Origin of the sequence: Bradyrhizobium sp. CCBAU 11386 (assembly GCF_028128955.1) — a bacterium.
In the GTDB taxonomy this organism is placed as follows: Bacteria; Pseudomonadota; Alphaproteobacteria; order Rhizobiales; family Xanthobacteraceae; genus Bradyrhizobium.
The window spans coordinates 1-23,643 of record NZ_LBKA01000032.1; the positions used below are offsets into that span (position 1 = coordinate 1).

The window sequence follows — 23,643 nt, forward strand, 5'->3', positions numbered from 1 at the left end:
CACAGCAGAATCGGTGACCTTATGCCGTGGCGCTTCCGTAAGGCGTCAAGCCAGCTTCAATAGGGCCCCGGCTGAGCGCTTACCTACGAATCTGAGGCGCCGACGTTTGAGCCGGAGTTCTGCAAAATCTTGCAACTCCGCTTCAATGTGTCTCAATCAGGCCGCGCGGTGGCCGACGTGATGTGGAAAGGAGTCTCGTCGATCCTTGGTGGGTAGGCGCCCTCCGCCTTGTACCGTCGCGCGGCGAGGCAAGGATTCAGTTATCGTGTCCGACCGTGGATGGCCACTGAAGCCAACTTGCGCCATGTACACGTTTGCGGTACACGTTAGTCACACGGTTAGCCAGAAGATGCTGATTTTTCAGCGATATTTAGTCTCGCTCCAGGGGTGGCTCTGAGTCCCACTCTCTCCGCCATTTGCACGACTTTGTTTGCCAAACTACGATTTCGTGCGCTTGGGTTCGCTTCGCGAGCGACTCGTCCCTCTGCTGGTCGCCCTAGCCACGGCCCATCTCTGTAGGGTTGCGATCGGCCCCGTTGGCACCAGTCCCCGCGGAGCTTCGCTTCATAGCCTCAGCTCAACGCGTGACCGGCTAGCCCGTACACCCACGGCTCATTTTCCTTGCGGTTCAGGAATCGCCGGCCCTTAGACATCGTTGTTACGGTGTCGGTCATCCCGAGGCGGCTCTGTTGAAGGAATTCGGCAAACAGACCCGTCTGCTCCCGCGTATCGACGCGGACGAATTGTCCCGCGAGATCCTTAAGATGCACGGCGGTGAGATGGATCGCGTCACAATCATTGCTGGCGACGATCGGGCCGATCACATGGCCGCGCCCGAATTCGCGCTTCATGGAAAAACCGACGGCCTCTCCGCCGCGGCGCATGACGGAGATTGACGCACCTTCAGAAAGCAATGCGAGCAGCTTCTGCCGGTTAGTTCCGAACGCGCGTTCATCCAGTGCCGCGATCTCTCCGATGTTCGCCGTGGACAGCGGGCTCAATTCGCCTTCCAGAGGCGACACCGGCGGAGGTGGTGAGACGATCTCTCCTTGCCACAGATACACGGTGGCTTCCTTCGTGAACCCCAGCGACAGATATAGATGATAGGCGGCATGGGTTGAGTTGAGGGTCAAATTCCGGTCGCCACACCGCTCGAAAACCTGCTCCATGAGCCAGCGGCCAGTACCTTGTGCCTGGGTTCGGGGCGATGTGATCACCAGGCCAATCGTCGCGAATTCCTGGCTATAAGGGAACCACATCGCGCTGCCGAAAACGCGGTCTATGCCATCAACGGCGACGATGCCGTGGCCGGCGCGGCGTAGGAAATCCCAGTCCTTGGGGCGATGCGGCCAGCCGACACCGATCGAAAGCGCGTGGAGCAGCTTCACATCAACGTCATTGATGTCCTTGGCCACCAGTTCAAAGGACTTCACGCGTACCGTTCGTCCCATTCAGCTCATCCATTCCTTCACGGGGCTCAAAGCCCGCGGCCTATCCCCCGCCGGCCTTCTGCTGCGTGCCGCGGAAGCCCTCTTTTGCAGCAGCATAGCGCGGAAGGCCAGCAGGTTTCGCCTGTTTGGCAGGCGGTATTCGGAATGTTCCTCCGCCAGTGCAACTCGATTCAGCAGGGAAAGCTACTGGTTGCGGCCTATCGATAGCCGGCAACAGCAGGCAGGGTGAGGCCCAGTGAACGTTGAAGGCTTCGCTGGAGGGCTCGCCGCCTTTCCAGCCCTCGGTGGCCGGCCAGGCCGGTCTCAACGCGCCGCATCCCGGGCGAGGACCTGAGAGCACCACGTCGATGGCGTTCCTTTTCAATTCCGATGCTGCTCGGGCGGCGATTTTCCGGAAGGCCCTTGCGCGCGAGTTCCCTGATCTCGAATTCTATCATTCCAGCGAATGCTTCGAGCCGGAAAAGGTACGGTACCTGATAACCTGGAACGCGCCCGACGATCTCTCGCGCTTTCGAAATCTGGAAATGCTCTTTTCCATCGGTGCGGGTGTCGATCAATTCAAGCCGGAGACCATACCCGACCGCGTCAAGCTCGTGCGCATGATCGAGGATGGCATCATACGCATGATGCAGGAATACGTCGTGCTTGGGGTGCTGACACTCCATCGCGAGATGCTTGCCTATCGGGAGCAGCAGGGAAGAGGCCTATGGCAGGCTCTTGCAACGCCCCAGGCGGCCGATCGGCGCGTCGGCTTTCTGGGCCTCGGCATGTTGGCGCAAGCTGCGATTGATCGTCTGAAGCCGTTTGGATTTCCGCTTGCCGCGTGGAGCCGCAGCAACAAGAAGATCGAGAGTGTCACCTGCTTCCACGGCGATGGTCAGCTTGGCGACTTCCTGCGAGGAACCGATATCCTCGTCTGTCTTCTTCCCCTGACGGAGCAAACAAGCGGCATCCTGAACGCACAGCTGCTCTCTCTCCTGCCGGCGGGAGCAAGGCTGCTGCATGTCGGCCGCGGTCCGCAGCTTGACCAGGGCGCACTCATCGAAGCGCTCGACAGCGGGCGCCTCGCCGCAGCGACGCTCGACGTGACCGATCCCGAGCCGCTGCCGGAAGCCCATGCGCTCTGGTCGCATCCGAAGGTGATCATCACGCCGCATATCGCGTCCGTGACGCAACCGCATACGGCCGCGCAATCCGTCATAGAGAACATCCGGCGCCACCGCGCCGGACGAAATCCGATCGGCCTCGTCGATCGAACGCTCGGCTACTAACAGGAAAGATGCCATGTCACTTCTGATTGCCATCGACAGGAATCCGGACTTCGCACCGAAGAAGGCCGTGCCAGCTCCGGAACGGCTCATTTCGGGTAATCCGTCCTTCAAGACCTGGGCGCAGGACGCCTCGAAGGGTGAGAAAGTGCTGACGGGCGTCTGGGAGGCAACCCCCGGCGAGACCCATTCCATCAAGGGCACCACCTTCGAGTTCTGCCACATCATCTCGGGTCTTATCGAAATCGAGGAAAAGGGTGGCGAGACCAGGCGGTTTCGGGCCGGCGACAGCTTTGTGATGAAGCCGGGCTTTGTCGGCGTCTGGCGCACGATCGAGACTGTGCGGAAGATCTACGTCTGCCATTATGACTGAGACTCTATGCTGAGGGCAGCCCTGGAAGCGGCGCACCGAATATTCCACCATCAGGGCCGCGTCTAACCGGATTCAACGCGGCCAAACACTTCATTCTCGATGAAAAATGCGGCGTGCGGTCCTGTACTGCTTGCATCAGGCGGCATCGTCTCGCCAATCGCAAATCCAGCAGTGATGGCGGGATGTCGAAGACAAGGAGCAAGCCATGATTGCATTGAAGGACAAGGAACTGTTTCGTCAGCAAGCCCTGATCGGCGGCAATTGGCGGGATGCGAGCACGAAAGCCACCGTTGATGTCATCGATCCTGCGAGCCAAAGAGTGCTTGGCACCATTCCTGACATGGGCCGAGACGAGACCAAGGCAGCAATCGACGCTGCGGCGGCTGCATTCAAGCATTGGAAGACCAAGGCCCATGCAGAGCGCGCCGCGCTGCTGGAGCGCTGGTATGAGCTCATGCGACACCATGAGCAGGATTTGGCTCTTCTGCTCACGCTGGAGCAGGGCAAGCCACTGGCGGAATCGCTCGGCGAAATCCGCTATGGGGCCTCCTTCGTCAAATGGTTTGCGGAAGAGGCGCGCCGGATCAACGGATCGACGATCCCGTCACCCACCCTGGACCGCCGCATTCTGGTTTTGAAAGAGCCGGTCGGCGTCTGCGGGATCATTACGCCCTGGAATTTCCCCAACGCGATGATTACACGCAAAGTGGCACCCGCGCTGGCCGCGGGCTGCACTGTCGTCATCAAGCCTTCTGAATTCACGCCGTTTTCGGCCCTCGCGATCGGTGTGCTGGCCGAGCGGGCAGGAATTCCACCTGGCGTGATCAACATCGTGACGGGCATGCCGGCAGACATTGGCAAGGAGCTGATGGTCAATGAGACCGTCCGCAAGATCTCGTTCACGGGATCGACCCGCGTCGGCGCGCTGCTGATGAAAGGCGCCGCCGACAACATCAAGCGGCTCAGCCTCGAACTCGGCGGGAATGCGCCGTTCATCGTCTTCGACGATGCCGATATCGACCGGGCCGTTGAGGGCGCGATTGCATCTAAATTCCGCAACGGCGGACAGACATGCGTCTGCTGCAATCGCATTCTCGTGCAATCAGGCATCTACGATGCCTTTGCACAGAAGCTCGCCAGCAAGGTCGCGAAAATGAAGGTCGGCGCCGGCACCGAAGAGGGGGTCGCAATCGGGCCGATGATCAATGGCGCGGCGATCGAGAAGATCAGGCGGCACGTCGCGGATGCCCTGGACAAGGGCGCAAAGATTATCTCGGAGAGTGAGGCGGTGCCGGAAGGCCGGCAATATGCCCGGCCTCTCGTGCTCGGTGGCGCGACGACTGAGATGCTACTGGCTTCGGAGGAGACCTTCGGGCCGGTCGCGCCGCTTTTCCGCTTCGAGGCCGAGGAGGAGGCGATTGCGATCGCAAACGGTACGCCGTACGGCCTTGCCGCCTATTTTTATACCGAAAACCTGAAGCGTTCCTGGCGTGTTGCCGAAGCGCTGGAGTTCGGCATGGTCGGCCTGAACACCGGCCTGATCTCGACGGAGGTCGCGCCTTTCGGCGGTGTCAAACAGTCGGGCCTGGGACGCGAGGGATCTCAGCTCGGGATAGAAGAATATCTTGAGAGCAAGGCCCTCCATGTCGGCGGCCTGGACTGAGCGACCATCGGATCTGTATCTGAAACAAGAAAAGGGGGCGGCTGAACCGCCCCCTTTTCCTTGACCAGCGCAGATCTCTATTACTGAAGTGCCGCGAGAGATTCCGAAAGAACTGCGCTCAGGCGCTTTTGCGAAGAGGCTCCAGGCCGACTGCTGCAGCCAAGCCGCCGATGCCAGAGACCTCGGTGTATTCATAGAAGGGGTTCGCCGGCTCGTGACCGCGGTTCACCCATACCTTGCTCTTGATACCCAGATCGTAGGCGGTCATCAGATCGTAGCGGAACGAGGAGGAGACGTGAGTGATATCTTCCGGGCCGCAGCCCAGCTTGTCGAACATGTATTCGAAGCCTTTCATGTGCGGCTTGTAGGCGCCAGTCTCCTCGGCCGTGATGACCATGTGGAAGGGAGCGCCGAGCTTCTCCACGTTGGACATGATGAGGTTCTTCATGGAGTTCGACAAGATGACCAGCGGGATCTCTTTGGCAACCTTGGCCAGACCAGCCGGGACGTCGGCATGTGGACCCCACGTGTGGATCTCTTCATTGATGCGCTGGGCATGCTCCGGCTGAAAGACGATACCATTGCGCTTGCAGGCGCGCTCCAGCGCGTTGTGCACCACCTCGAAATACGGTTTCCAGGCGCCGAGAACCTCGTCCAGGCGATAGGCTGAAAAGTCCTTGATGAGCTTTGCCATCGCGGCGGCAGAAAGCTCCGAGCCGTAGACACGGGTCGCGGCGCCGGCCATGTCGAAATTGGTCAGCGTGCCGTAGCAGTCGAAGGTGATGTATTTCGGTCTGAATGTCGCCATAGCTCCAATCCTTGCGATCTCGCACCGCTTGCCGGTACGACACGCACCTTAGCGAGCAGCCGACGAGATAAAGCGCCGATGTCGCGGTGGTCGAGAGCAGATTGTGTCGTATCGCATCGGAGCCGTGGCAGAGAGTTGCGCGACGACGGCTCTCCTCGTTTAGCCTTAATGCCGTCCCCGCACCATGCCGGCATAAGATGCCACAGTGGTGCCCAATCAAAGTCAAAACGCCCTCCGTCCATGTCCTGCCTGGGAGCAACTGCTGTCTTCGGCAACTTATGTTGAGCCCGGACACAACGGGCTGCTCGCACAAACATCGCGGCCGATCTGGAGGACAATATGTTGAGCAACTCGCTAATTGAGCTCGATCGCGCGCATCTGATTCACCCGGTCTCTTCTTATCGAAGCCACGAGGCGACGGGCGTCCGCGTGCTGAAGTCAGGCAAGGGCGCGACGCTGACCGATGTCTCGGGACGTCAATTGCTGGACGGCTTTGCGGGTCTGTGGTGTGTCAATGCCGGCTACGGACAGGACAGCATCGTTGAAGCGGCTACGCGGCAGCTGCAGGAGCTGCCTTACGCGACGGGCTACTTCGGGTTGGGCTCCGACCCGGCGATCCGGTTGGCGGCCAGGTTGGCTGAATTGGCGCCTGGCGATCTGAACCATGTCTACTTCACACTGGGTGGCTCCGATGCCATCGACAGTACGATCCGGTTCATCAGGTACTACTATCATTCCAAAGGGAGGCCGCAGAAGGACCAGTTCATTTCCGTGGAGTCTGGCTACCATGGATCGTCGACGGCAGGGGCTGGCTTGACGGCGCTGCCCGCCTTTCATGCGGGCTTTGGGGTGCCCCACAGCTGGCAACACAAGATCCCCTCGCACTACGCCTATCGCAATCCTGTCGGTTCCCATCCCGAGGCTATCATCGCGGCATCGGTCGCGGCCTTGCGGGCCAAGATCGCCGAACTCGGCGCCGAACGCATCGCCGCCTTCTATGTCGAGCCGATACAGGGGTCAGGAGGCGTCCTCGTTCCGCCGCCGTCCTGGCTGAAGGCCATGCATGCGGTCTGCAAGGAGCACGATATTCTGTTCGTTGCCGATGAGGTCATCACCGGCTTTGGCCGTGTCGGTCCGCTCTTCGCCTGTGAAGAGGACGACGTCGTGCCGGATCTCATGACCACGGCAAAGGGGCTGACCTCGGGCTACGTGCCGATGGGGGCCGTTCTCATGTCCGACGGCGTCTACAACACGATTGCCGATGGCGCCGGCAAGGGGGCCGTCGGCCACGGCTACACCTATTCCGCTCATCCCGTCAGCGCAGCCGTTGGGCTCGCGTGCCTTGATCTCTATGAAAACGGCTTGCTGGAAAACGGTCGGAAGGCCGGGCACCGCCTGATGGAAGGTCTCCGCGCGCTTGCCGATCATCCGCTTGTCGGCGATGTCCGCGGTCGCGGGATGCTGGCTGCAATCGAGCTCGTGACTGACAAGGAGCTCAAGACGCCTCTGCCGGCGGAAGCCGACGCGGCGCGCCGCATCTTCGACCGCGCATGGGACAATGGTCTCGTGATCCGCGCTTTCGCGCAAGGCGTGCTGGGCTATGCGCCGCCGCTGTGCTGCACCGATGACGACATCGACGGCATTATTGAGCGGACAAAGACTACGCTGGACCAAACGCTCGAAGACAAGGACGTCCGCGCGGCGATGAAGGGATGATCACCTCGCTGCCGGTCGGCGCCATTGTTCTTAGCTATTGAAGATGCTTTCGAGCGGCAGGTGGGATTTCACGATCGGGGACTTCAGCACGACGAAACTGAAGTACTTGTCGATACCGATATCCATCTCGACCAGGCGTTCCATGACCGCCTGATATTCGCTGATTCCCGCGGTGATGAACTTGACGAGATAGTCGTACCCGCCCGAAACCAGATGGCATTCGACGACCGAATCGATCTTTTCGATCGTCGTGAGAAAGCGAGCGAAATCGATCTGCCGGTGATTCTTCAGGGTGATTTCAGCGAAGACCGTCAGAGTTTGCCCGAGCTTGGCAACGTCGATCTGGGCGGAATAGCCGGTGATGAAGCCCTCAGACTGGAGCCTCTTGACCCGCATCAGGCACGGGCTCGGAGAAAGGTTTATCAGCTCCGCGAGCTCGACGTTGGAAATGCGCCCGTTCTTCTGCAGTTCGCATAAAATCCTGATGTCGATCCTATCGAGCTTCATAGCAATGCCATCAGATGGGGCCGACAACGGCGTCAGGGCTTTGAGTCTTCAGCGTCATATGCATCTTCATAGCATCAACCAGCAGCTTTTCCCAACGAGGCGGAAACTGCAATTCAGAACTCGCTGACCTTGCCCCAGGCGCTCATTTTCAGCCGTTCCGGCCTGTAAGGACGTGGGTCGACGATCGGTGCCCGACCGGTGATGATGTCGGCGATCATGTGCCCGGTGCCGGGTCCAATCCCGAAGCCGTGGCCACTGAACCCCGCCGCAAGGATGAAGCCTGGAATGGATTCAACTTCGCCGATTGCCGGAATGCCGTCCGGTGTGCTGTCGATGTAGCCGGCCCAGACGTTTGAGATGGCGAGGTGCCGCAGCTCGGGGACCAGCTTGCACGCGCATCGATGCGTCAGCCGAATCTGCCTCATGTCGGGGCGGGGATTGAGCGTTCGGTTTAGCTCCATCGGGGTCACCTCGTCGAGCCTCCATTTCGCCAGGGATTCGTGGCCTTGCCGCATGCCCTCGAAGGCCCCGGGGCTGAGGCCTCGCCAGCGGCGGGCGAACATGGGGAGGAATTCGCGGCCGAACCTGACCTGCTGCGGCGTCGGATCGACTCGCGCGCGCCCGCTGATGGCCAGCGTGTATCCGCCATTGCCGCGTCGCGTGGCCGACACGAGCCCTGCGTAAAGGGCATCAGGCAGGCCGGCCGCGCCCGGGGCCAGGGCGAGAATCGAAGAGCGCACGGATGCCTGCGGGAAGCGAATTCCGAGCTGGTTGCAGAACGAAGATGCCCATGCGCCTCCTGCCATGACGACCGTCTTCGTCCGGATCGTGCCCGCCTCGGTCACCACGCCGTTGACCCGGCCGGCACTGAGCTCGATGCCGCGCGCGGCGCAGAGCTGGTGCACCGTGCCACCCGCCGCCATGATCGCACGCGCGGCGATGGGGACGGCTTTTGAAGTGTCCGCCGTCCCGTCTGTCGGCGAGAAGACGCCGCCCTTCCACTTGCGACCCGTCGCCTTGCCCCGACCGCTCGCCTCTTCCGAGCTCAACATATGCGTCGTGACGCCAACGGTCCTGGCGAAGTCTCGCCACTTGGCCCAGCCTGCCAGCTCATTCTCGTCGTTCGATAAATACAATAGGCCGCAGCGGCGAAAGCCCGTGTCTTCACCCGTTTCCTGGGCAACTCGTTCCCAGAGATCGAGGCTCTTGGTCGCAAGCGGCAGCTCGCGTGCGTCGCGGTTCTGTTGGCGGCACCATCCCCAGTTGCGGCTGGACTGCTCGGCGGCGACGCGGCCCTTCTCGAGCAAGGCAACCTTGAGGCCGCGACGCGCGAGATAGTAGCTTGTGAACACGCCTACGACGCCGCCGCCGATGACGACGACGTCCGCTTCACGAGGAAGGGATGGACTGGATTCGATATGCAGGAGCGGCGCGCTCATCCGACAGGGATCTCCGGTGGTCGCCGTAGCGTAACCGAGGAATTGCGGCAGCCCCCGCGGACTTTCGTCGAGAGACCGAATATCCTGCGGTTTACTGCCTTTGACGCAGGCTAATATTGCGAAAATACCTTGCTTGCGTCGCAGCTTGCAGGCGGCGAGACTGATGCACGTGCTCCTGCGATCCGTCGCGCGCCTTTCTGGCAGGGGCCACGGCAGGCCTGGCGGCGCAGATTGAAATGCCAAATCGGACTTCGTTTTCAGAAGTTCGTGCTGCCCCGATGCCGGCTTTCGGCGACTCCGCGGTGATTGAAATCATCAAGATCGGCAGAACGGATCGAAGGATCGAAGTTCATAGAGGCAACCCGCATGAGCCTTGTCCAGGAGCAGATCTTGGCGGAAGCGATCAAGCTATGAGGTCGGCGTCATCCATGCTTCGCTTCGATCGAACTGACCCGTTCGGTTGGCGCCGCGCTCCGAAGAAGAGTTCTTGCCTCTTGCGCGGGGAGGCCTGAATCATGTCGCAGCCTCCAATGGAGGAATGGCACGTCGAGCGTCAAATCATCGACCTGTCGAAGAAGCGTGGCAAGGCAAAGAACCGAAGGCGCGGCCCGCAGCAGGATGGCCGAACGAAGCTGAAAAGGGAGGATGTTCCGATGGCCTCTGGCAAGCCGGCTGCAGCCCCCGCCGATGTCGCGCTCTCGGTGCGGGAGCTGAGCGTAAGTCTGCCGCAAGGAATGGAGCGGGCCTACGCCATCGAGAACATCTCCTTTGATCTGAAGCGCGGACAAATTCTCTGCATCATCGGGGAATCTGGATCGGGCAAGTCGGTCACCGCCAATGCGATCATGGGGCTTCTGCCGAAGGTGATCAGGGTCACCTCTGGGGCGATCCACCTGAATGGGACGAACATCATAGGCCTCGCGCCTGAGAAGCTCCGCAGCCTGCGCGGCCGAGTCGTCTCGATGATCTTTCAAGATCCTCTCTCGGCGCTCAACCCGCTGATGACCGTGGGCGCGCAGATCGAGGAGGTGATGGCCGCGCACGACGCCGGCACGCCGGCCTCGCGTCGCAGCCGGGCCATAGACTTGTTGATTGAAGTGGGTCTGCCTGATCCGCAGCTCATGTATCACCAATATCCCTTCCGGCTTTCGGGCGGGCAGCGGCAGCGGGTGATGATCGCCATGGCTCTGGCCCTCGAACCTGCGATCCTGATCGCAGACGAGCCGACCACCGCACTCGACGTGACGACCCAGGCGCAGATCCTGCAATTGATCCGCGACATTCAGCGCCGCAAGGGAATGAGCGTCATGTTCATCACCCATGATTTCGGCGTCGTCGCGGAGATTGCCGACCACGTTGTGGTGATGGAGAAGGGCCATTGCGTGGAGCAGGGCAGTGCCGCGCAAGTGCTGAAGTCGCCCGGTCATCTCTATACGCGCCGTCTGATCGCAGCCGTGCCCCAGCTGACCGGCAAGGACCGCGTTCCCTCGGAAGCCGGGGAGCGAGCGTCGATCCTGAAGGTCGAATGCCTGGCAAAGACTTATCGCAGCGGCAGCGCGCTTTTCCGTACGCAGCGCATCGTGCCCGCGGTCAATGGGGTCAGCTTCGACCTCACGTCGGGTCGCACGCTCGGCGTCGTCGGGGAAAGCGGTTCGGGCAAGTCGTCGCTCGGGCGGCTGCTGATCAAGCTCATGGAGTGCGACGGCGGCTCGATTCTGTTCGAAGGCCGCGACATCGCCGGGCTTTCCGAAGCCGAGTTTCGGCCGCTACGGCCGAAGATCCAGATGATCTTTCAGGATCCTTTCGCATCGCTCAATCCGCGATCGACGGTCGGGCAAATTCTCACAGTCGGCCCGGTCGCGCATGGCATGCCTTATGGCGAAGCTTGCGAGCGCGCGCGGGAGCTTCTGTCCCATGTCGGCCTGGATGCAGGCGCCTTTGAGCGCTATCCGCACGAGTTCTCCGGCGGGCAGCGCCAGCGCGTCGGCATCGCTCGAGCGCTGATGTTCAAACCAAGATTGCTGATTGCCGACGAAGCGGTCTCGGCGCTCGACGTATCCATCCAGGCCCAGATCTTGAAGCTGCTCGACCAGATCCAGCGGGAGACCGGCGTCTCGATGATCTTCATCACGCATGATCTGCGCGTCGCAAGCCAAATCTGCGATGAAATCGCCGTCATGCATCGAGGACAAATCGTGGAACGCGGACCGCCGTCCCAGATATTCCTCGATCCGAAATCCACCTACACGCGAGAACTGGTGGCAGCGATCCCGGGCGAGCAACCCCGGAGCATGCCCGAACATGCAGAGTACGGCGGACAGCACAAGGGAGGAGAGACGTTATGACCAAGGGTTCTGCGACGACATCGAACTACTCGCGGCGTGATGCTCTGCGCATGGTGGCGATCGGCGGAGCTGCCGGCCTGATCGCGCCCAATCTATTGGGCAAGCCGGCCCACGCGCGCACTCCGACAAAGCCAACCGGGCGCGTGATCGTCGGCCTTGGACAAGAGCCGACCGTCTTCAATCCGCTGATGGCACACATTGAAGTCGATGATGGTGTGCATTTCTCGGTGTTCGATGCGCTCTTCCGCATCGACCCTCAAGGCGTCATTCAACCCAATCTTGCCGTGGAAGTGCCGGACCAAAAGAACGGGGGTATTTCGGAAGACGGTCTCAAATGGCGCATCCGTTTGCGTGACGACGTCCGCTGGCACGACGGCAAGCCTTTCAGCGCCGAGGACGTGAAATTCACGCTGGAACTGATCACGAGTCCCAACTTTCGGAGTTGGCGCACGGCTGGCCATGCCCTCGTGCGCGACATCACGGTGGTCTCGCCGACGGAGATCTCGTGGCGAATGGAGGAGGCCTTTGCGCCCTATCTGTCGTTCCTGACCGAAACCTTCATCGTCCCCAAGCACATCCTCGAGAAAGAGGCCAATCCGAACAACGCCGCCTTCAACCAGGCACCGATCGGTACCGGCGCCTTCAAGTGGGGCAAGAGGGTTGCTGGTGATCATCTCGAACTCGTTGCGAACACCGAATACTTCGGTGATGGCCCTCACATCGAGAGGCTGGTCTTCAAATACATTCCCGATCTCACGGTCCTCTACACCCAGTTCAAGAGCGGCGACATTGATCTCGTAGGCCAGCCTTACATCACGCCCGATCATTACGGGGAAGCCAAGACGCTGCCGAATCGGGTTGTGACGCTCCTCCCAAGGACCTCGTTCGAATCCTTCTACCTGAACCTCGAGCGCCCACAGTTCAAGGAGCTTGCCGTTCGCGAGGCGCTCTACGCGGCGATCGACAAGGAGGCGATCATTCAGGGGCTCTATTACGGCGTGCCGACCCCGACGGAGACGTTCATGCCGAGGCAGTCCTTCTTCTTCAACGCCAATCTGCCCTTGCACCAATTCGACGTGAATCGCGCGAGCAAGATCCTCGATCAAGCCGGCTGGGCAAAGGGCGCGGACGGCATTCGTGCCAAGAACGGCGTTCGCCTGTCCTTTTCCAATTCGACCACGTCGGGCGATCCGCTTCGCGAGCAGCTGCAGCAGTTCCTGCAGCAGACCTTTGCGCAGCTCGGCGTCGAGATGAAGATATCGAACCTGCCGGCCGCCGTGATGTGGGGCGAGTTCTGGATGCAATCGCAGTTCGATTCCGTGATCGTCGGCAGCTCGTATCTAATTGGCGCCGATCCGGATGTCACCAATCGCTTGCACTCGCGCTCGATCGGAGCGAAGGGCGGCCGCGGCTCGAACAACGCGCAGTATGCAAATCCGGAGGTCGATGCCCTCCTTGACAAAGGCGCACGCACCTTCGATCCCGAAGCGCGTCGCGCGATCTACTCTCGCGTGCAGGAACTCGTGCGCCGCGACCTGCCTTTCCTGCCGCTGTATCAGAGCAACTCGGTCGAAGGTCTCAAGAAGGGGATCAATGGATTCGTGCCGAATGGCAATACTCGCACCGAGTCCTGGAACGCGCTTGCCTGGTATTGGGCGAGCTGATGTCTTGCCGGACGGACCACGGCGGACGGCATTGTCACGCTAATGGAGGACTCGAATGTCCGCCTTCCTGCTGAATCGTGTCTTCCAGAGCATCGTGCTGCTGGTGATCGTCTCGATCATCGGTTTCACGGTTCTCAACCTCATGCCGGGCGGGCCCCTCGCGCAATTCGGGCTGGATCCCGGCATGACCCAGAAGGACGTCGAGCGGCTCGCTTCACAGCTGGGCCTCAATCGCCCGCTGTGGATCCAGTATCTCGATTGGGCCTGGCGACTGATGCAGGGCGACTGGGGCCACTCTTTCCGGGACGGCTCTTCCGTGCTTGCGGTGATCGGTCGCCATCTGCTGGCGACGCTGCTGCTGATGGGCACATCCACCGCATTGGCGATCGCGGCCGGCACGTGGATCGGAATCCGCGGTGCCACCCACCGCTATTCCCTCTTCGACTATTGCGCGACTGTCGGCGCCATGGTGGCGCTGTCCGTTCCGACGTTCTGGTTCGGCCTGATCGGCATCTACATCTTCACCCTGAAGCTGGGTTGGGTGCCCGCAGGCAACATGTACACGATCGGCGACGGCTCGGTGCAGGACTATCTGCATCACCTGATCTTGCCGAGTATGGTGCTGTCGCTCGTTCATGTCGCGATCTGGAGCCGTTACATGCGGACGGCGACGCTCGATGCGTTGAGTCAGGATTTCGTCAAGACAGCGCGGGCCAAGGGCGTGAGCGAGCGCCGCATCTTGCTGAAACATGTCATCGGCAATGCGCTGTTGCCGATGATCACGCTGGCAGGAATGCAATTGCCCAGCATTCTCACCGGCGCGCTGGTCACGGAGACCGTGTTCACCTGGCCGGGCATGGGGCGGCTGTTTCTCGACAGCCTTGGCTACAGCGACTATCCAGTCGTGATGGGGCTGTTGATCTTCTCGGCCATCCTGGTCGTGTTGGGCAATCTGATCGCAGACATCGTGATCGCAACCGTCGATCCGCGCATTCGCTTGGCCTGAGCCTGCGAACTCACGCCAGATAAGAGGAGCGAGTAGATATGACCGCCATCGTCGCGCACGCAGATCCGACCCGCTGGTGGCACAGCCGCGCTGTTAACCGCTTCATGCGTCACCATCTGGCACTCCTGGGAATCGCGATGATCACCCTGCTTGTGCTGGCGTGCGCCATCGGTCCCTATGCCTTGCCCTACGACTCGCTCCATATCGATCTGCGCGCTCGCTTTGCTCCGCCCCTGACAGGCCACCATTACTTCGGCACGGATCCCTTAGGGCGAGACCTCGCGGTGCGGCTGTTGATGGCCGGGCGCGTCTCGCTGGCGGTGGGATTCTCCGCGATGTTGCTGTCGACGTTGATCGGTACGCTCGTCGGCGTGACGGCCGGCTATCGCGGGGGCTGGGTCGGGGCGGCACTGATGCGGACGGTGGATGGCTTCCTGTCCTATCCCTCGATCTTCCTCGTGCTGGCGCTGGCCGCAACGCTGCGGCCGAGCCCGGTGATGATCACCGTGATCATTGCCGTCACGAGCTGGATGGAGACTGCGCGAATCGTCGAGGCCGAGGTCCGTTCGCTGCGCGAGCGCGAGTTCGTCCAGGCTGCGCGCATGGTCGGGCTTAGCAGGGCGCACATCATGTTCCGCGAGATCCTGCCCAATGCCATGGGTCCAATCATCGTCGCCGCAAGTCTGGCCGTCGCCCGCGCGATCCTTCTGGAGGCCTATATCAGCTTTCTCGGCTACGGCATCCAGCCGCCGCTGCCCAGCTGGGGCAACATGCTCAATGGCGCCCAGCAATATCTGGCGAGCGCTCCCTGGCTGGCCATCATTCCCGGTGCCGCCATTACGATGGCGGTAACGAGCTTCAATTTCATCGGCGATGGTCTGCGAGATGCCCTCGACGTTCGAAACGACCACATCTGAACGATTTAAACCGAGCCGCGGCTGAACCCAGCAACCATACGAGAAGCAAAGCCATGCACGCGCCGAGAGTTGCCGAGAAGGCCACGCCCTATTGGTGGGAAGCCGCGCCGCTTAAGCCGCCGCCTCAGCAGCCAATAGCCAAGAAGCTCGACGTGTTGATCGTGGGCGCGGGCTATGCAGGGCTCTCGGCTGGTCTGGTGCTGGCGCGCGAGGGCCGCTCGGTTGCGGCCTATGATGCCATGGACCCTGGCGAAGGAGCTTCGACGCGCAACGGCGGTATCACCAGCGGATCCATTCGGCCCGACTACGCGACGCTCACGCGCCGGTTCGGAGAAGAGAAGGCGCTGGCGATCGAGGCGGAAGGCAAGGCCGCGCGTGAGTTCCTGTACGATTTCATCAGGACGGAAGGCCTCGCCTGCGACTTCCAGCCGGTGGGGCAGTTCAAGGGCGCCTTCGGCTATGAGCAATACGAGGCCATGGCGCGCACCGCGGAGAGGCTCGCAAAGAAACTTGGAATCGAAGCTTACGCAGTTCCCTATGCCGAGCAGCGCAAGTACATCGGCTCCGATGTCTATCGCGGCGGTACGGTTCGGATGGACATCGGCGGGCTGCACCCGGCGGAATTTCACGCCGAACTGCTGCGGGTCGCGCTCGCTTCCGGATTGACAGTCCACGCGCGGACGCCCGTGATCTCGATCGACAGAGATGGCTCCGGTTTCCGCGTCGTCACCGCGGCCGGTCCGGTGCAGGCGCGTCAGGTGCTGGTGTGTACCAACGGTTACACCGATGGTGCCGTGCCCTTCCTGCGCCGTCGGCTGGTCCCGGTTCGCAGCCGGATCATTGCGACGGAGGAGCTTGCGCCCGAAGTCATGGCGCGGCTGATGCCGAAACGCATGATGATCACCGAGAACCGGGAGGTCGGCTTCTATTATCGGCCCTCGCCTGATGGCAAACGCATCTTGCTCGGCGGCCGCGACGGCTCTCGGGTCGGCGACCCCGTCGCTCCGAAGCTGCTTCTGCGCAAGGGCCTCGTGAATCTGTTCCCTGAGCTGGAGGCCGTCCGCCTCTCACACAGCTGGTTCGGCAATGTGGCCATGAACCGCGATATGATTCCGCGCATCTTCGAGAAGGAAGGTATCGTCTATGCCAGCGGTTTCTGCGGGTCGGGCGTGGTCTGGGCGCCATGGGTCGGTATGCATGCGGCCCACAAGCTCATGGGACACGAGCAGCGGGCGCGCACCGCGTTCGACTTCAGGCCTCCGGCCTTCATCCCGTTCTATCGAGGCAATCCGTGGTTCATGCCTGCCTTCATTCAGGGCTACCGGATGCGTGACCGGATCGCGATGTGGCGCGCCAGCCGTTGACGGCCGGCAGCACAGCTTACAGCCCAGGGTGTGAATTCCGGAGGCACTTCCGCCTCTCGAAAGAAGATTGACGATGCAGTACGTGTCCACGCGCGGCCATTCAGGCCGCAAGCAATTCTGCGAGGCATTGCTTGAAGGCCTCGCCCCGGATGGCGGGCTGTACGTCCCCGAGACCTATCCTCGCGTGGACCACGCCACGCTGGATGCGTGGCGTACGCTGTCCTACGCCAACCTGGCTTTCGAGATCCTGTCGCTCTATGTCGGCGATATTCCCTCCGCCGACCTGAAAGCCATCTGTGCAAAGACCTACACGCCGGAGATATTCGGAAAGCCTGACATCGCGCCGCTGCGAAAGCTGGAGACGGGACTTTACCTCCAGGAGCTGTCGAATGGTCCCACGCTGGCGTTCAAGGACATGGCCATGCAGTTGCTCGGCAATCTGCTCGAGTACGAGCTGGCGCGTCGGCAGGAGAACTTAAACATTCTTGGTGCGACCAGTGGCGACACCGGAAGCGCGGCAGAATACGCCATGCGCGGCAAGAAAGGGGTGCGGGTGTTCATGCTCTCGCCCCGCGGACGAATGAGCGCCTTTCAACAAGCTCAGATGTTCAGCCTCCAAGACCATAACATCCACAACATCGCGATAGATGGCGTCTTCGACGATTGCCAGGACATCGTCAAGCGGGTGGCGAGCGACCTGGAGTTCAAGCAGCAATACAAGATCGGTGCGGTGAATTCGATCAACTGGGCGAGGCTCCTTGCGCAGGTCGTCTATTACTTCTCCGGTTATCTGCAGGCGTCCGAACGGGGGGCGACAAGTGTAAGCTTTGCAGTGCCTTCGGGGAATTTCGGAAACATCTGCGCGGGGCATGTCGCGCGCATGATGGGGCTTCCAATATCCCGGCTGGTCCTTGCGACCAACGAGAACGACGTGCTCGACGAGTTTTTCCGCACCGGGGTGTATCGCGTCCGAAGTCGCGCTGACACGCTCGAAACGTCAAGCCCGTCCATGGACATCTCCAAGGCTTCAAATCTCGAACGCTTTGTATTCGACCTGTTAGACCGGGACGCAGAGCGAACCAGATCGCTGTTTGCTGATCAGCTCGGGGAGCGAGGCTCGTTCGACCTGAATGGAGAATCCAGATTTACAGAGGCAGCAGCCCGTTTCGGCTTCCGTAGCGGAAGGAGCACACATGCCGACCGGCTCGCGACCATCCGTGACACGTGGAAGCGCCGGAACACCGTGATCGATCCACATACGGCAGATGGCGTGAAGGTCGGGCGCATGCACGCGAGCCCCGAGATGCCGATGATTGTGCTCGAAACTGCACTGCCGATCAAATTCGCCGCGACGATCAAGGAAGCTCTGGACCGGGAGCCCGATCGCCCGCAAAGCTACGATGGCATTGAGAAGTTGCCGAGGCGAGTCAAAGTCCTTCCCGCGAATGCACAGGCTGTCAAGAACTACATCACCGAGATTGTGCGCGATAGAGCCTGCTGAACAGCAGATATCGGAACGAAGACCGCGTCAACCATGGCCGTATTCACGGAGCTGTCATTCGACCAAGTCGCAGCGTTCTTTCGAGCGCTGGGTCTCGGCGCGCCTCGTTTCGTTCGCGGGATCACCAGCGGAATTGAGAACACGAACTACTTCGTCGATACGGATCGGGAAGGCTACGTGCTCACCATTTTTGAGCGCCTCACATTCGAGCAACTGCCGTTTTACCTCCACTTCATGAAGCATCTTGCGGCGCGGGGAATGCCCGTCCCCAATCCGGTCGCTAACTCTGACGGCGCAATCCTTCACTCACTGAAGGGGCGGCCTGCCGCGGTCGTTAACAGGCTTCCCGGTGCAACCGAGACGGAGCCTACAGTCGCGCATTGTGGTGCCGTCGGAAAATTCCTCGCGCAGGTGCACCTGGCTGGGGCCGATTACCCGCGACAGCAGATAAATCCGCGCGGCCTCCAATGGTGGAACGAGGTTGTGCCGGTGGTCGGCCGCTATGCATCTGCTGGACAGCGCTCGCTGCTCTCGAGTGAATTGGCGTTTCAGAACCAGGTCGCTTTGTCCTCGACCTACCGGCAACTGCCCAAGGGACCGGTGCACGCTGATCTCTTTCGCGACAACGCCTTGTTTGAGCGGGGGCAGCTGTCCGGCGTTCTTGATTTCTATTTCGCCGGATACGACGCACTTCTGTTCGACATTGCAGTGTGCCTCAACGATTGGTGCATCGATAGTCCCGCCGGCCGTTACGACGACGAGCGAGTCATCGCCTTCCTCGGCGCATATGAGAGCGTCCGGATGCTGACTCCCTCGGAACGCTTGCTGCTTCCCGCGATGCAGCGCGCTGCGGCATTTCGGTTTTTACTCTCGCGCCTGTGGGACGTATATCTGCCCCGCAAAGCTACGCTCCTGAAGCCACACGATCCGGCTCACTTCGAGCGCATGTTGCGCGTGCTGCGTGGAGAGGTCCCCATGATGATCGCCGAAATGGCACCCTAGCGAGGATTGGGGGTAATTATGACGCCGACTCTCGAAGTCCGGGTTCGCGAGCTTCTCTCTCAGATCGAGGCCGATGGGCTGTACAAGCGCGAGCGCACGATCAGCAGTGCGCAAGCCGGACGGATCCGCGTGGTTTCCCAGGCTTTCGAGCGCGAACTCGTCAATCTCTGCGCCAACAACTACCTTGGCCTGGCCGATCATCCCGAAGTCATCGCAGCCGCCAAGCGAGGCTTGGATGAGTTTGGGTTTGGCATGGCGTCGGTACGCTTCATCTGCGGTACGCAAATCCTGCACCGTGAACTCGAGCGCACCATCGCTCGGTACTTATGTAAGGATGACGCCATCCTGTTCGCGGCCTCCTTCGACGCCAATGGCGGCGTCTTCGAGCCGCTCCTGGAGGCCGATGACGCCATCATTTCTGATTCTCTCAATCACGCTTCCATCATCGACGGCGTGCGTCTTTGCAAGGCGAAGCGCTACCGGTTCGCCAACGGAGACATGAACGAGCTCGAGGACCGGCTGAAGGAAGCGGACAGGAACGGGGCCGGCTTCAAATTGATCGCCACGGACGGCGTGTTCTCTATGGACGGATACGTGGCCAGACTTCCCGCGATTTGCAACTTGGCCGAGAGATACGGCGCCGTCGTCATGGTCGATGACTGCCATGCCACGGGCCATCTTGGCGAAGCCGGTCGCGGCACGCCCACGCTGACAGGCACAGGACATCAGGTCGACATCGTAACGGGTACGCTAGGCAAGAGCCTGGGCGGCGCCATGGGCGGCTTCGTCGCGGCGTCGCAACCCATCATTGATCTGCTTCGACAGCGAGCGCGTCCCTATCTGTTCTCCAACAGCCTCGCTCCAGCAGTGGCAGCGGGATCGATCGAGGCCATCCGGATTGCGGAAAGAGCTGACGACCGACGGCAGCGCCTGACTGCCCATGCCCGGCGCTTTCGGTCGGGGTTGGAACAGGCCGGATTTGAACTGCTCGCGGGGGAGACGCCAATCATTCCAGTCATGCTGCACGACGCACGGCTGGCGCAGGAAATGGCAGCCGCGCTGGATGAACGCGGCATCTATGTCTCCGCGTTCTTCTATCCCGTCGTCCCCAAAGGAAAGGCGCGGATCAGGACACAGATGTCCGCCGGCCTGTCCGAGAAAGACGTTGATTTGGCCGTTGAGGCCTTCACGGACGCCGGCAAAGTGCTTGGCGTGATTTGATGGCTAGAAAGGTGCTCTCATGAAAGCTCTCGTCAAAGCGGCAGCCGAACCGGGACTCTGGCTCGGCGAACGGGTGATCCCTCAGATCGGGCCGGATGACGTTCTCATCAAGATCAACAAGACCGGGATCTGCGGCACGGATATTCATATCTACGCTTGGGATGAGTGGGCGCAGCGGACTGTCCCTGTCCCGATGGTCGTCGGTCACGAGTATGCCGGTGAGATCGCCGAGGTAGGCGCAAACGTCACGAAGTTCGCAATTGGGCAGCGCGTTTCCGGCGAGGGCCATGTTGTTGGCACGAGCAGCCGCGCTGCGCGCGGAGGACGGTTTCACCTGGATCCTCAAACCAAGGGGATCGGTGTCAACATTCCCGGGGCTTTTGCGGAATATCTGCGTTTGCCTGCCTTCAATGTCGTGCCGCTTCCCGACACGATCGATGATGAGATCGGGGCTATCCTCGATCCGCTCGGCAATGCCGTCCACACCGCGCTGTCGTTCGACCTCGTCGGGGAGGATGTGCTCATCACCGGAGCAGGTCCTATTGGCATCATGAGCGCCGCAGTTGCCCGACACGTCGGCGCGCGGCACGTCGTGATAACCGACGTCAATCCGCAACGTCTGGCACTGGCATCTGACGTCGCGGACGTTGTTCCTGTCGACGTGACCAAGGAAGATCTTAGGTCCGTGACCCGGCGCCTCGGCATGAAGGAAGGTTTCGATGTCGGGCTCGAGATGAGTGGTGCTCCCGCCGCATTCGACCAGATCGTCGAGAATCTCGTGATGGGCGGCAAGATCGCCATGCTCGGCATTCCCGCTCGGCCGGCGACGGTCGACTGGACCAAGCTTGTCTTCAAGATGCTCACGGTAAAGGGAATCTACGGTCGGGAGATGTTCGAGACCTGGCACAAGATGCTTGCAATGCTCGAAAGCGGCCTCGACATCCGAAAGATCATCACCCACCGTCTGCCTGTCGCAGAGTTCAAGACCGGCTTCGAGATCATGCGGAGTGGCAATTGCGGCAAGCTCGTACTGGACTGGAAGGCTTGATGGCGTCAGCTCTGACGGCCCGCTTTCGAACGCCGTCTTGGCGCGCCGGCCGCTGACGGCAGATTGGCCGCGTCGAGCCACGAACAATGAAATTGTATGCCGAACTTTTCTCCAGTCCAATTGTGTAATGCTGTCTGGTGCAACGTACAGTGCGGACGATGCGAGGATCAGGTGGCCCTCACCGTCAATCAGGTACTGGCGACAAGTACCGCGAGCAAGAGAAACGTCGACCAATGATGAAGCCCGCAGCTTACCAGGCCGGAGATCGCGACGATCGAGCCGCGGTGCTGGTTCCATTCGCCAGATCGCACCTGGAAGGCGCCCTGAAGCTCTCGCAGGAGATGTCCTGGCCCTATCGGCTCGAAGATTGGGATGTCGCGCTACAGCTGGGCAAAGGCTTTGTTCTGGAACGCGCTGGGACGGTGATCGGGACCGCGGCATGGTGGGCGTATGGCGAAACCCATGCTTCCGCAGGTATGATCATCGTCGCGAAGACCGCTCAGGGCCGTGGCTATGGCGCCCGGCTTATGGATGCGTTGCTGACGTCCGCGCGTCCACGAAGCATTGCGCTGAATTCGACCGCGGAAGGCCAGGCGCTTTACCAGCGGCGCGGTTTCGTCCCCATCGGGGTCATCCACCAGCATCAGGGAATTCCCAGAGGACGCCATGAGCCGCCGCCGCCGGGGCTCGTCAGGCCAATGACTGCATCGGATTTCGAGAAGATCATGCGACTCGATCGCGACGCTGCGGGCTTGGAGAGACGACAGATGCTCGAAAAGCTGCTCCAAAGCGGTGATGGCTATGTTCTGCAGCGCGACGGCATGGCCCGCGGCTACGCCATCTCCCGGCTTTTCGGCCGCGGGCATGTCATCGGTCCTGTCGTCGCCGAAACCGCGACCGATGCACAGGCGCTGATCGAGGCTGCGCTCGCGCGGCTCGGCAGTGTTTTTGTCCGCATCGACACCTCTGCCACATCGCAGCTCGGGGATTGGCTCGAAGGCATCGGCCTGGAGCAGGTCGGCGATGCCACCACCATGATCTTGGGCACGCCGGCACCATCGAGCGGGCCGGCGCGCGTGTTTGCGATTCCCAATCAGTCTTTCGGCTAGGAGACATCGACGTGCTACGCAATGAGATGAGCGGAACGGATCACCAGAACTCCGAGACGGCTGCAACGCTCGGCACGCTGGCAACGCCAGCTCTCCTGCTCGACGAGCATCGGCTCGATCGCAATCTCGCCCGCCTGTCCTCGCGCATGGCGGAGCGGCGCGTCGTGCTGCGTCCCCACATGAAAACCGCGAAATCCATCGACGTGGCCCGACGGGCCTATCCGTTTGGATCGGGGCCGATCACTGTCTCTACCCTGGCGGAAGCCGAGTATTTCGCGCGGCACGGTTTTCGCGACATGACTTATGCGGTGGGTCTGGCGCCCCACACAGCTGAAAGAGCAATGCGTCTGCGCAAAGCAGGCGTTGATCTTAAGGTACTGCTCGATTCGCCGGAGCAGGCAAGAATGCTCGGCGCCGCCGGTCGTGCCGCTGGTGTGACACCGACCGCGTTCATCGAGATCGACTGCGATGGTCACCGCGGCGGGCTGACCGCGAACGATCCAAAACTCATTGCAGTCGCGGTCGCGCTGGGCGAGGCCGGCGTCAAGCTTGCCGGCGTTCTCACCCATGCCGGCGAATCCTACAGCCTGTTCACGCCCGAGGCTCTCGTCGCGGCCGCGGAGAATGAGAGAGCGGTGGCGGTTGCCGCGGCGGAGGCCTTGCGGGTGGCCGGGCACCAATGCCCCATCGTGAGCGTCGGCTCGACCCCGACAGCGCATTTCGCCGAAGACCTGACCGGCGTCACGGAAATGCGGGCGGGCGTCTACATGTTCTTCGACTTGGTCATGCACGGTGTTGGTGTCTGCACGACGGACGACATCGCGATCTCGGTGCTCGCTACCGTGATCGGCACGAAGCCCGAGAAGGGCTGGATTTTGCTCGATGCCGGGTGGATGGCGCTGTCGCGCGACCGCGGCACCGCGGCGCAGCGGGTCGACCAGGGATATGGTCTGGTCTGCGACGTGGCCGGCAAGGTCTATCCCGACCTGATCGTTTCGCAAGCAAGCCAGGAGCACGGGATCCTCGCCATCAGGCCCGGGTCGGCGCACGCTTTGCCCAATCTTCCGATCGGCGCGAAGGTCAGGATTCTCCCCAATCACGCCTGTGGGACGGCGTCGCAACATGAGTTGTACAACGTCGTCTCCGCCGGCAGCGACGCGATTCACGCCCGATGGCCCCGGATGCGCGGCTGGTAGGGCTGGCCGGCCATTCCCGCCCCCTGGTTCCTGCCGCTGATCGGC

At 61.3% G+C, this 23,643-nt stretch carries 19 protein-coding genes; 15 read left to right on the forward strand and 4 right to left on the reverse strand.

Annotation, left to right across the window (positions count from 1 at the left end; translation table 11 throughout):
- Positions 1-572 precede the first annotated feature (572 nt).
- On the reverse strand, positions 573-1,451 hold the full coding sequence (locus XI09_RS07460) for a GNAT family N-acetyltransferase (protein ID WP_271566302.1): 879 nt from the start codon (positions 1,449-1,451) through the stop codon (positions 573-575).
- Positions 1,452-1,798: 347 nt separating this feature from the next.
- Here XI09_RS07460 and XI09_RS07465 point away from each other — a divergent pair, with 347 nt between their 5' ends.
- From XI09_RS07465 to XI09_RS07475, 3 genes are all read left to right on the forward strand, one after another.
- Complete coding sequence (locus XI09_RS07465) at positions 1,799-2,722, forward strand: 2-hydroxyacid dehydrogenase (protein WP_271566336.1); 924 nt, start codon at positions 1,799-1,801, stop codon at positions 2,720-2,722.
- Positions 2,723-2,735: 13 nt separating this feature from the next.
- Complete coding sequence (locus XI09_RS07470) at positions 2,736-3,092, forward strand: cupin domain-containing protein (protein WP_271566303.1); 357 nt, start codon at positions 2,736-2,738, stop codon at positions 3,090-3,092.
- A 205-nt stretch (positions 3,093-3,297) separates the two neighbouring features.
- Positions 3,298-4,755 carry an NAD-dependent succinate-semialdehyde dehydrogenase gene (locus XI09_RS07475; protein WP_271566304.1) on the forward strand — a complete coding sequence of 486 codons (1,458 nt, stop codon included), beginning with the start codon at positions 3,298-3,300 and terminating at the stop codon, positions 4,753-4,755.
- A 118-nt stretch (positions 4,756-4,873) separates the two neighbouring features.
- On the opposite strand, the gene XI09_RS07480 is transcribed toward XI09_RS07475, so the two are convergent.
- The gene (locus XI09_RS07480) at positions 4,874-5,563 is read right to left on the reverse strand and encodes a haloacid dehalogenase type II (protein ID WP_271566305.1); all 690 of its coding nucleotides are present in this window, start codon (positions 5,561-5,563) and stop codon (positions 4,874-4,876) included.
- A gap of 339 nt (positions 5,564-5,902) precedes the next feature.
- Between XI09_RS07480 and XI09_RS07485 the strand changes: the two genes are divergently transcribed.
- Positions 5,903-7,279, forward strand: coding sequence for an aspartate aminotransferase family protein (locus XI09_RS07485; RefSeq protein ID WP_271566306.1), 1,377 nt, complete (start codon positions 5,903-5,905; stop codon positions 7,277-7,279).
- Positions 7,280-7,309: 30 nt separating this feature from the next.
- On the opposite strand, the gene XI09_RS07490 is transcribed toward XI09_RS07485, so the two are convergent.
- Both XI09_RS07490 and XI09_RS07495 read right to left on the reverse strand, forming a co-directional pair.
- Complete coding sequence (locus XI09_RS07490; RefSeq protein WP_271566307.1) at positions 7,310-7,786, reverse strand: Lrp/AsnC family transcriptional regulator; 477 nt, start codon at positions 7,784-7,786, stop codon at positions 7,310-7,312.
- Between the two features lie 113 nt (positions 7,787-7,899).
- A complete protein-coding gene (locus tag XI09_RS07495) occupies positions 7,900-9,225 on the reverse strand; it encodes an NAD(P)/FAD-dependent oxidoreductase (RefSeq protein WP_271566308.1) in 1,326 nt (441 codons plus the stop codon).
- Between the two features lie 653 nt (positions 9,226-9,878).
- Between XI09_RS07495 and XI09_RS07500 the strand changes: the two genes are divergently transcribed.
- The 11 genes from XI09_RS07500 to XI09_RS07550 all read left to right on the forward strand — a co-directional run bounded on the left by XI09_RS07500 (position 9,879) and on the right by XI09_RS07550 (position 23,598).
- On the forward strand, positions 9,879-11,570 hold the full coding sequence (locus XI09_RS07500; RefSeq protein WP_271566337.1) for an ABC transporter ATP-binding protein: 1,692 nt from the start codon (positions 9,879-9,881) through the stop codon (positions 11,568-11,570).
- Entirely contained in the window at positions 11,567-13,234 is a 1,668-nt protein-coding gene (locus XI09_RS07505; RefSeq protein ID WP_271566309.1) for a peptide ABC transporter substrate-binding protein, read from the forward strand. The genes XI09_RS07500 and XI09_RS07505 overlap by 4 nt, the downstream gene beginning before the upstream one ends.
- Positions 13,235-13,289: 55 nt before the next feature.
- Positions 13,290-14,240: an ABC transporter permease gene (locus XI09_RS07510; protein ID WP_271566310.1), complete on the forward strand. Its 951-nt coding sequence runs from the start codon at positions 13,290-13,292 to the stop codon at positions 14,238-14,240.
- Between the two features lie 38 nt (positions 14,241-14,278).
- Positions 14,279-15,157, forward strand: coding sequence for an ABC transporter permease (locus XI09_RS07515; RefSeq protein ID WP_271566311.1), 879 nt, complete (start codon positions 14,279-14,281; stop codon positions 15,155-15,157).
- 53 nt (positions 15,158-15,210) lie between these two features.
- Positions 15,211-16,521, forward strand: coding sequence for an NAD(P)/FAD-dependent oxidoreductase (locus XI09_RS07520; protein WP_271566312.1), 1,311 nt, complete (start codon positions 15,211-15,213; stop codon positions 16,519-16,521).
- 73 nt (positions 16,522-16,594) lie between these two features.
- On the forward strand, positions 16,595-18,022 hold the full coding sequence (gene thrC, locus XI09_RS07525) for a threonine synthase (RefSeq protein WP_271566313.1): 1,428 nt from the start codon (positions 16,595-16,597) through the stop codon (positions 18,020-18,022).
- A gap of 33 nt (positions 18,023-18,055) precedes the next feature.
- Positions 18,056-19,024, forward strand: a complete 969-nt coding sequence (locus XI09_RS07530; RefSeq protein WP_271566314.1) for a homoserine kinase — start codon at positions 18,056-18,058, stop codon at positions 19,022-19,024.
- An 18-nt stretch (positions 19,025-19,042) separates the two neighbouring features.
- On the forward strand, positions 19,043-20,245 hold the full coding sequence (locus tag XI09_RS07535) for a glycine C-acetyltransferase (RefSeq protein ID WP_271566315.1): 1,203 nt from the start codon (positions 19,043-19,045) through the stop codon (positions 20,243-20,245).
- A 19-nt stretch (positions 20,246-20,264) separates the two neighbouring features.
- On the forward strand, positions 20,265-21,293 hold the full coding sequence (gene tdh / locus XI09_RS07540; RefSeq protein ID WP_271566316.1) for an L-threonine 3-dehydrogenase: 1,029 nt from the start codon (positions 20,265-20,267) through the stop codon (positions 21,291-21,293).
- A gap of 233 nt (positions 21,294-21,526) precedes the next feature.
- Positions 21,527-22,402 carry a GNAT family N-acetyltransferase gene (locus tag XI09_RS07545; RefSeq protein WP_271566317.1) on the forward strand — a complete coding sequence of 292 codons (876 nt, stop codon included), beginning with the start codon at positions 21,527-21,529 and terminating at the stop codon, positions 22,400-22,402.
- Between the two features lie 26 nt (positions 22,403-22,428).
- On the forward strand, positions 22,429-23,598 hold the full coding sequence (locus XI09_RS07550) for an alanine racemase (protein WP_271566318.1): 1,170 nt from the start codon (positions 22,429-22,431) through the stop codon (positions 23,596-23,598).
- Positions 23,599-23,643 lie beyond the last annotated feature (45 nt).

Coding starts and splice junctions, on each gene's coding strand:
- XI09_RS07460 (WP_271566302.1), bottom strand. CDS start 1,451: ATGGGACGAACGGTACGCGTGAAGTCCTTTGAACTGGTGGCCAAGGAC.
- XI09_RS07465 (WP_271566336.1), top strand. CDS start 1,799: ATGGCGTTCCTTTTCAATTCCGATGCTGCTCGGGCGGCGATTTTCCGG.
- XI09_RS07470 (WP_271566303.1), top strand. CDS start 2,736: ATGTCACTTCTGATTGCCATCGACAGGAATCCGGACTTCGCACCGAAG.
- XI09_RS07475 (WP_271566304.1), top strand. CDS start 3,298: ATGATTGCATTGAAGGACAAGGAACTGTTTCGTCAGCAAGCCCTGATC.
- XI09_RS07480 (WP_271566305.1), bottom strand. CDS start 5,563: ATGGCGACATTCAGACCGAAATACATCACCTTCGACTGCTACGGCACG.
- XI09_RS07485 (WP_271566306.1), top strand. CDS start 5,903: ATGTTGAGCAACTCGCTAATTGAGCTCGATCGCGCGCATCTGATTCAC.
- XI09_RS07490 (WP_271566307.1), bottom strand. CDS start 7,786: ATGAAGCTCGATAGGATCGACATCAGGATTTTATGCGAACTGCAGAAG.
- XI09_RS07495 (WP_271566308.1), bottom strand. CDS start 9,225: ATGAGCGCGCCGCTCCTGCATATCGAATCCAGTCCATCCCTTCCTCGT.
- XI09_RS07500 (WP_271566337.1), top strand. CDS start 9,879: ATGGCCTCTGGCAAGCCGGCTGCAGCCCCCGCCGATGTCGCGCTCTCG.
- XI09_RS07505 (WP_271566309.1), top strand. CDS start 11,567: ATGACCAAGGGTTCTGCGACGACATCGAACTACTCGCGGCGTGATGCT.
- XI09_RS07510 (WP_271566310.1), top strand. CDS start 13,290: ATGTCCGCCTTCCTGCTGAATCGTGTCTTCCAGAGCATCGTGCTGCTG.
- XI09_RS07515 (WP_271566311.1), top strand. CDS start 14,279: ATGACCGCCATCGTCGCGCACGCAGATCCGACCCGCTGGTGGCACAGC.
- XI09_RS07520 (WP_271566312.1), top strand. CDS start 15,211: ATGCACGCGCCGAGAGTTGCCGAGAAGGCCACGCCCTATTGGTGGGAA.
- thrC (WP_271566313.1), top strand. CDS start 16,595: ATGCAGTACGTGTCCACGCGCGGCCATTCAGGCCGCAAGCAATTCTGC.
- XI09_RS07530 (WP_271566314.1), top strand. CDS start 18,056: ATGGCCGTATTCACGGAGCTGTCATTCGACCAAGTCGCAGCGTTCTTT.
- XI09_RS07535 (WP_271566315.1), top strand. CDS start 19,043: ATGACGCCGACTCTCGAAGTCCGGGTTCGCGAGCTTCTCTCTCAGATC.
- tdh (WP_271566316.1), top strand. CDS start 20,265: ATGAAAGCTCTCGTCAAAGCGGCAGCCGAACCGGGACTCTGGCTCGGC.
- XI09_RS07545 (WP_271566317.1), top strand. CDS start 21,527: ATGATGAAGCCCGCAGCTTACCAGGCCGGAGATCGCGACGATCGAGCC.
- XI09_RS07550 (WP_271566318.1), top strand. CDS start 22,429: ATGAGCGGAACGGATCACCAGAACTCCGAGACGGCTGCAACGCTCGGC.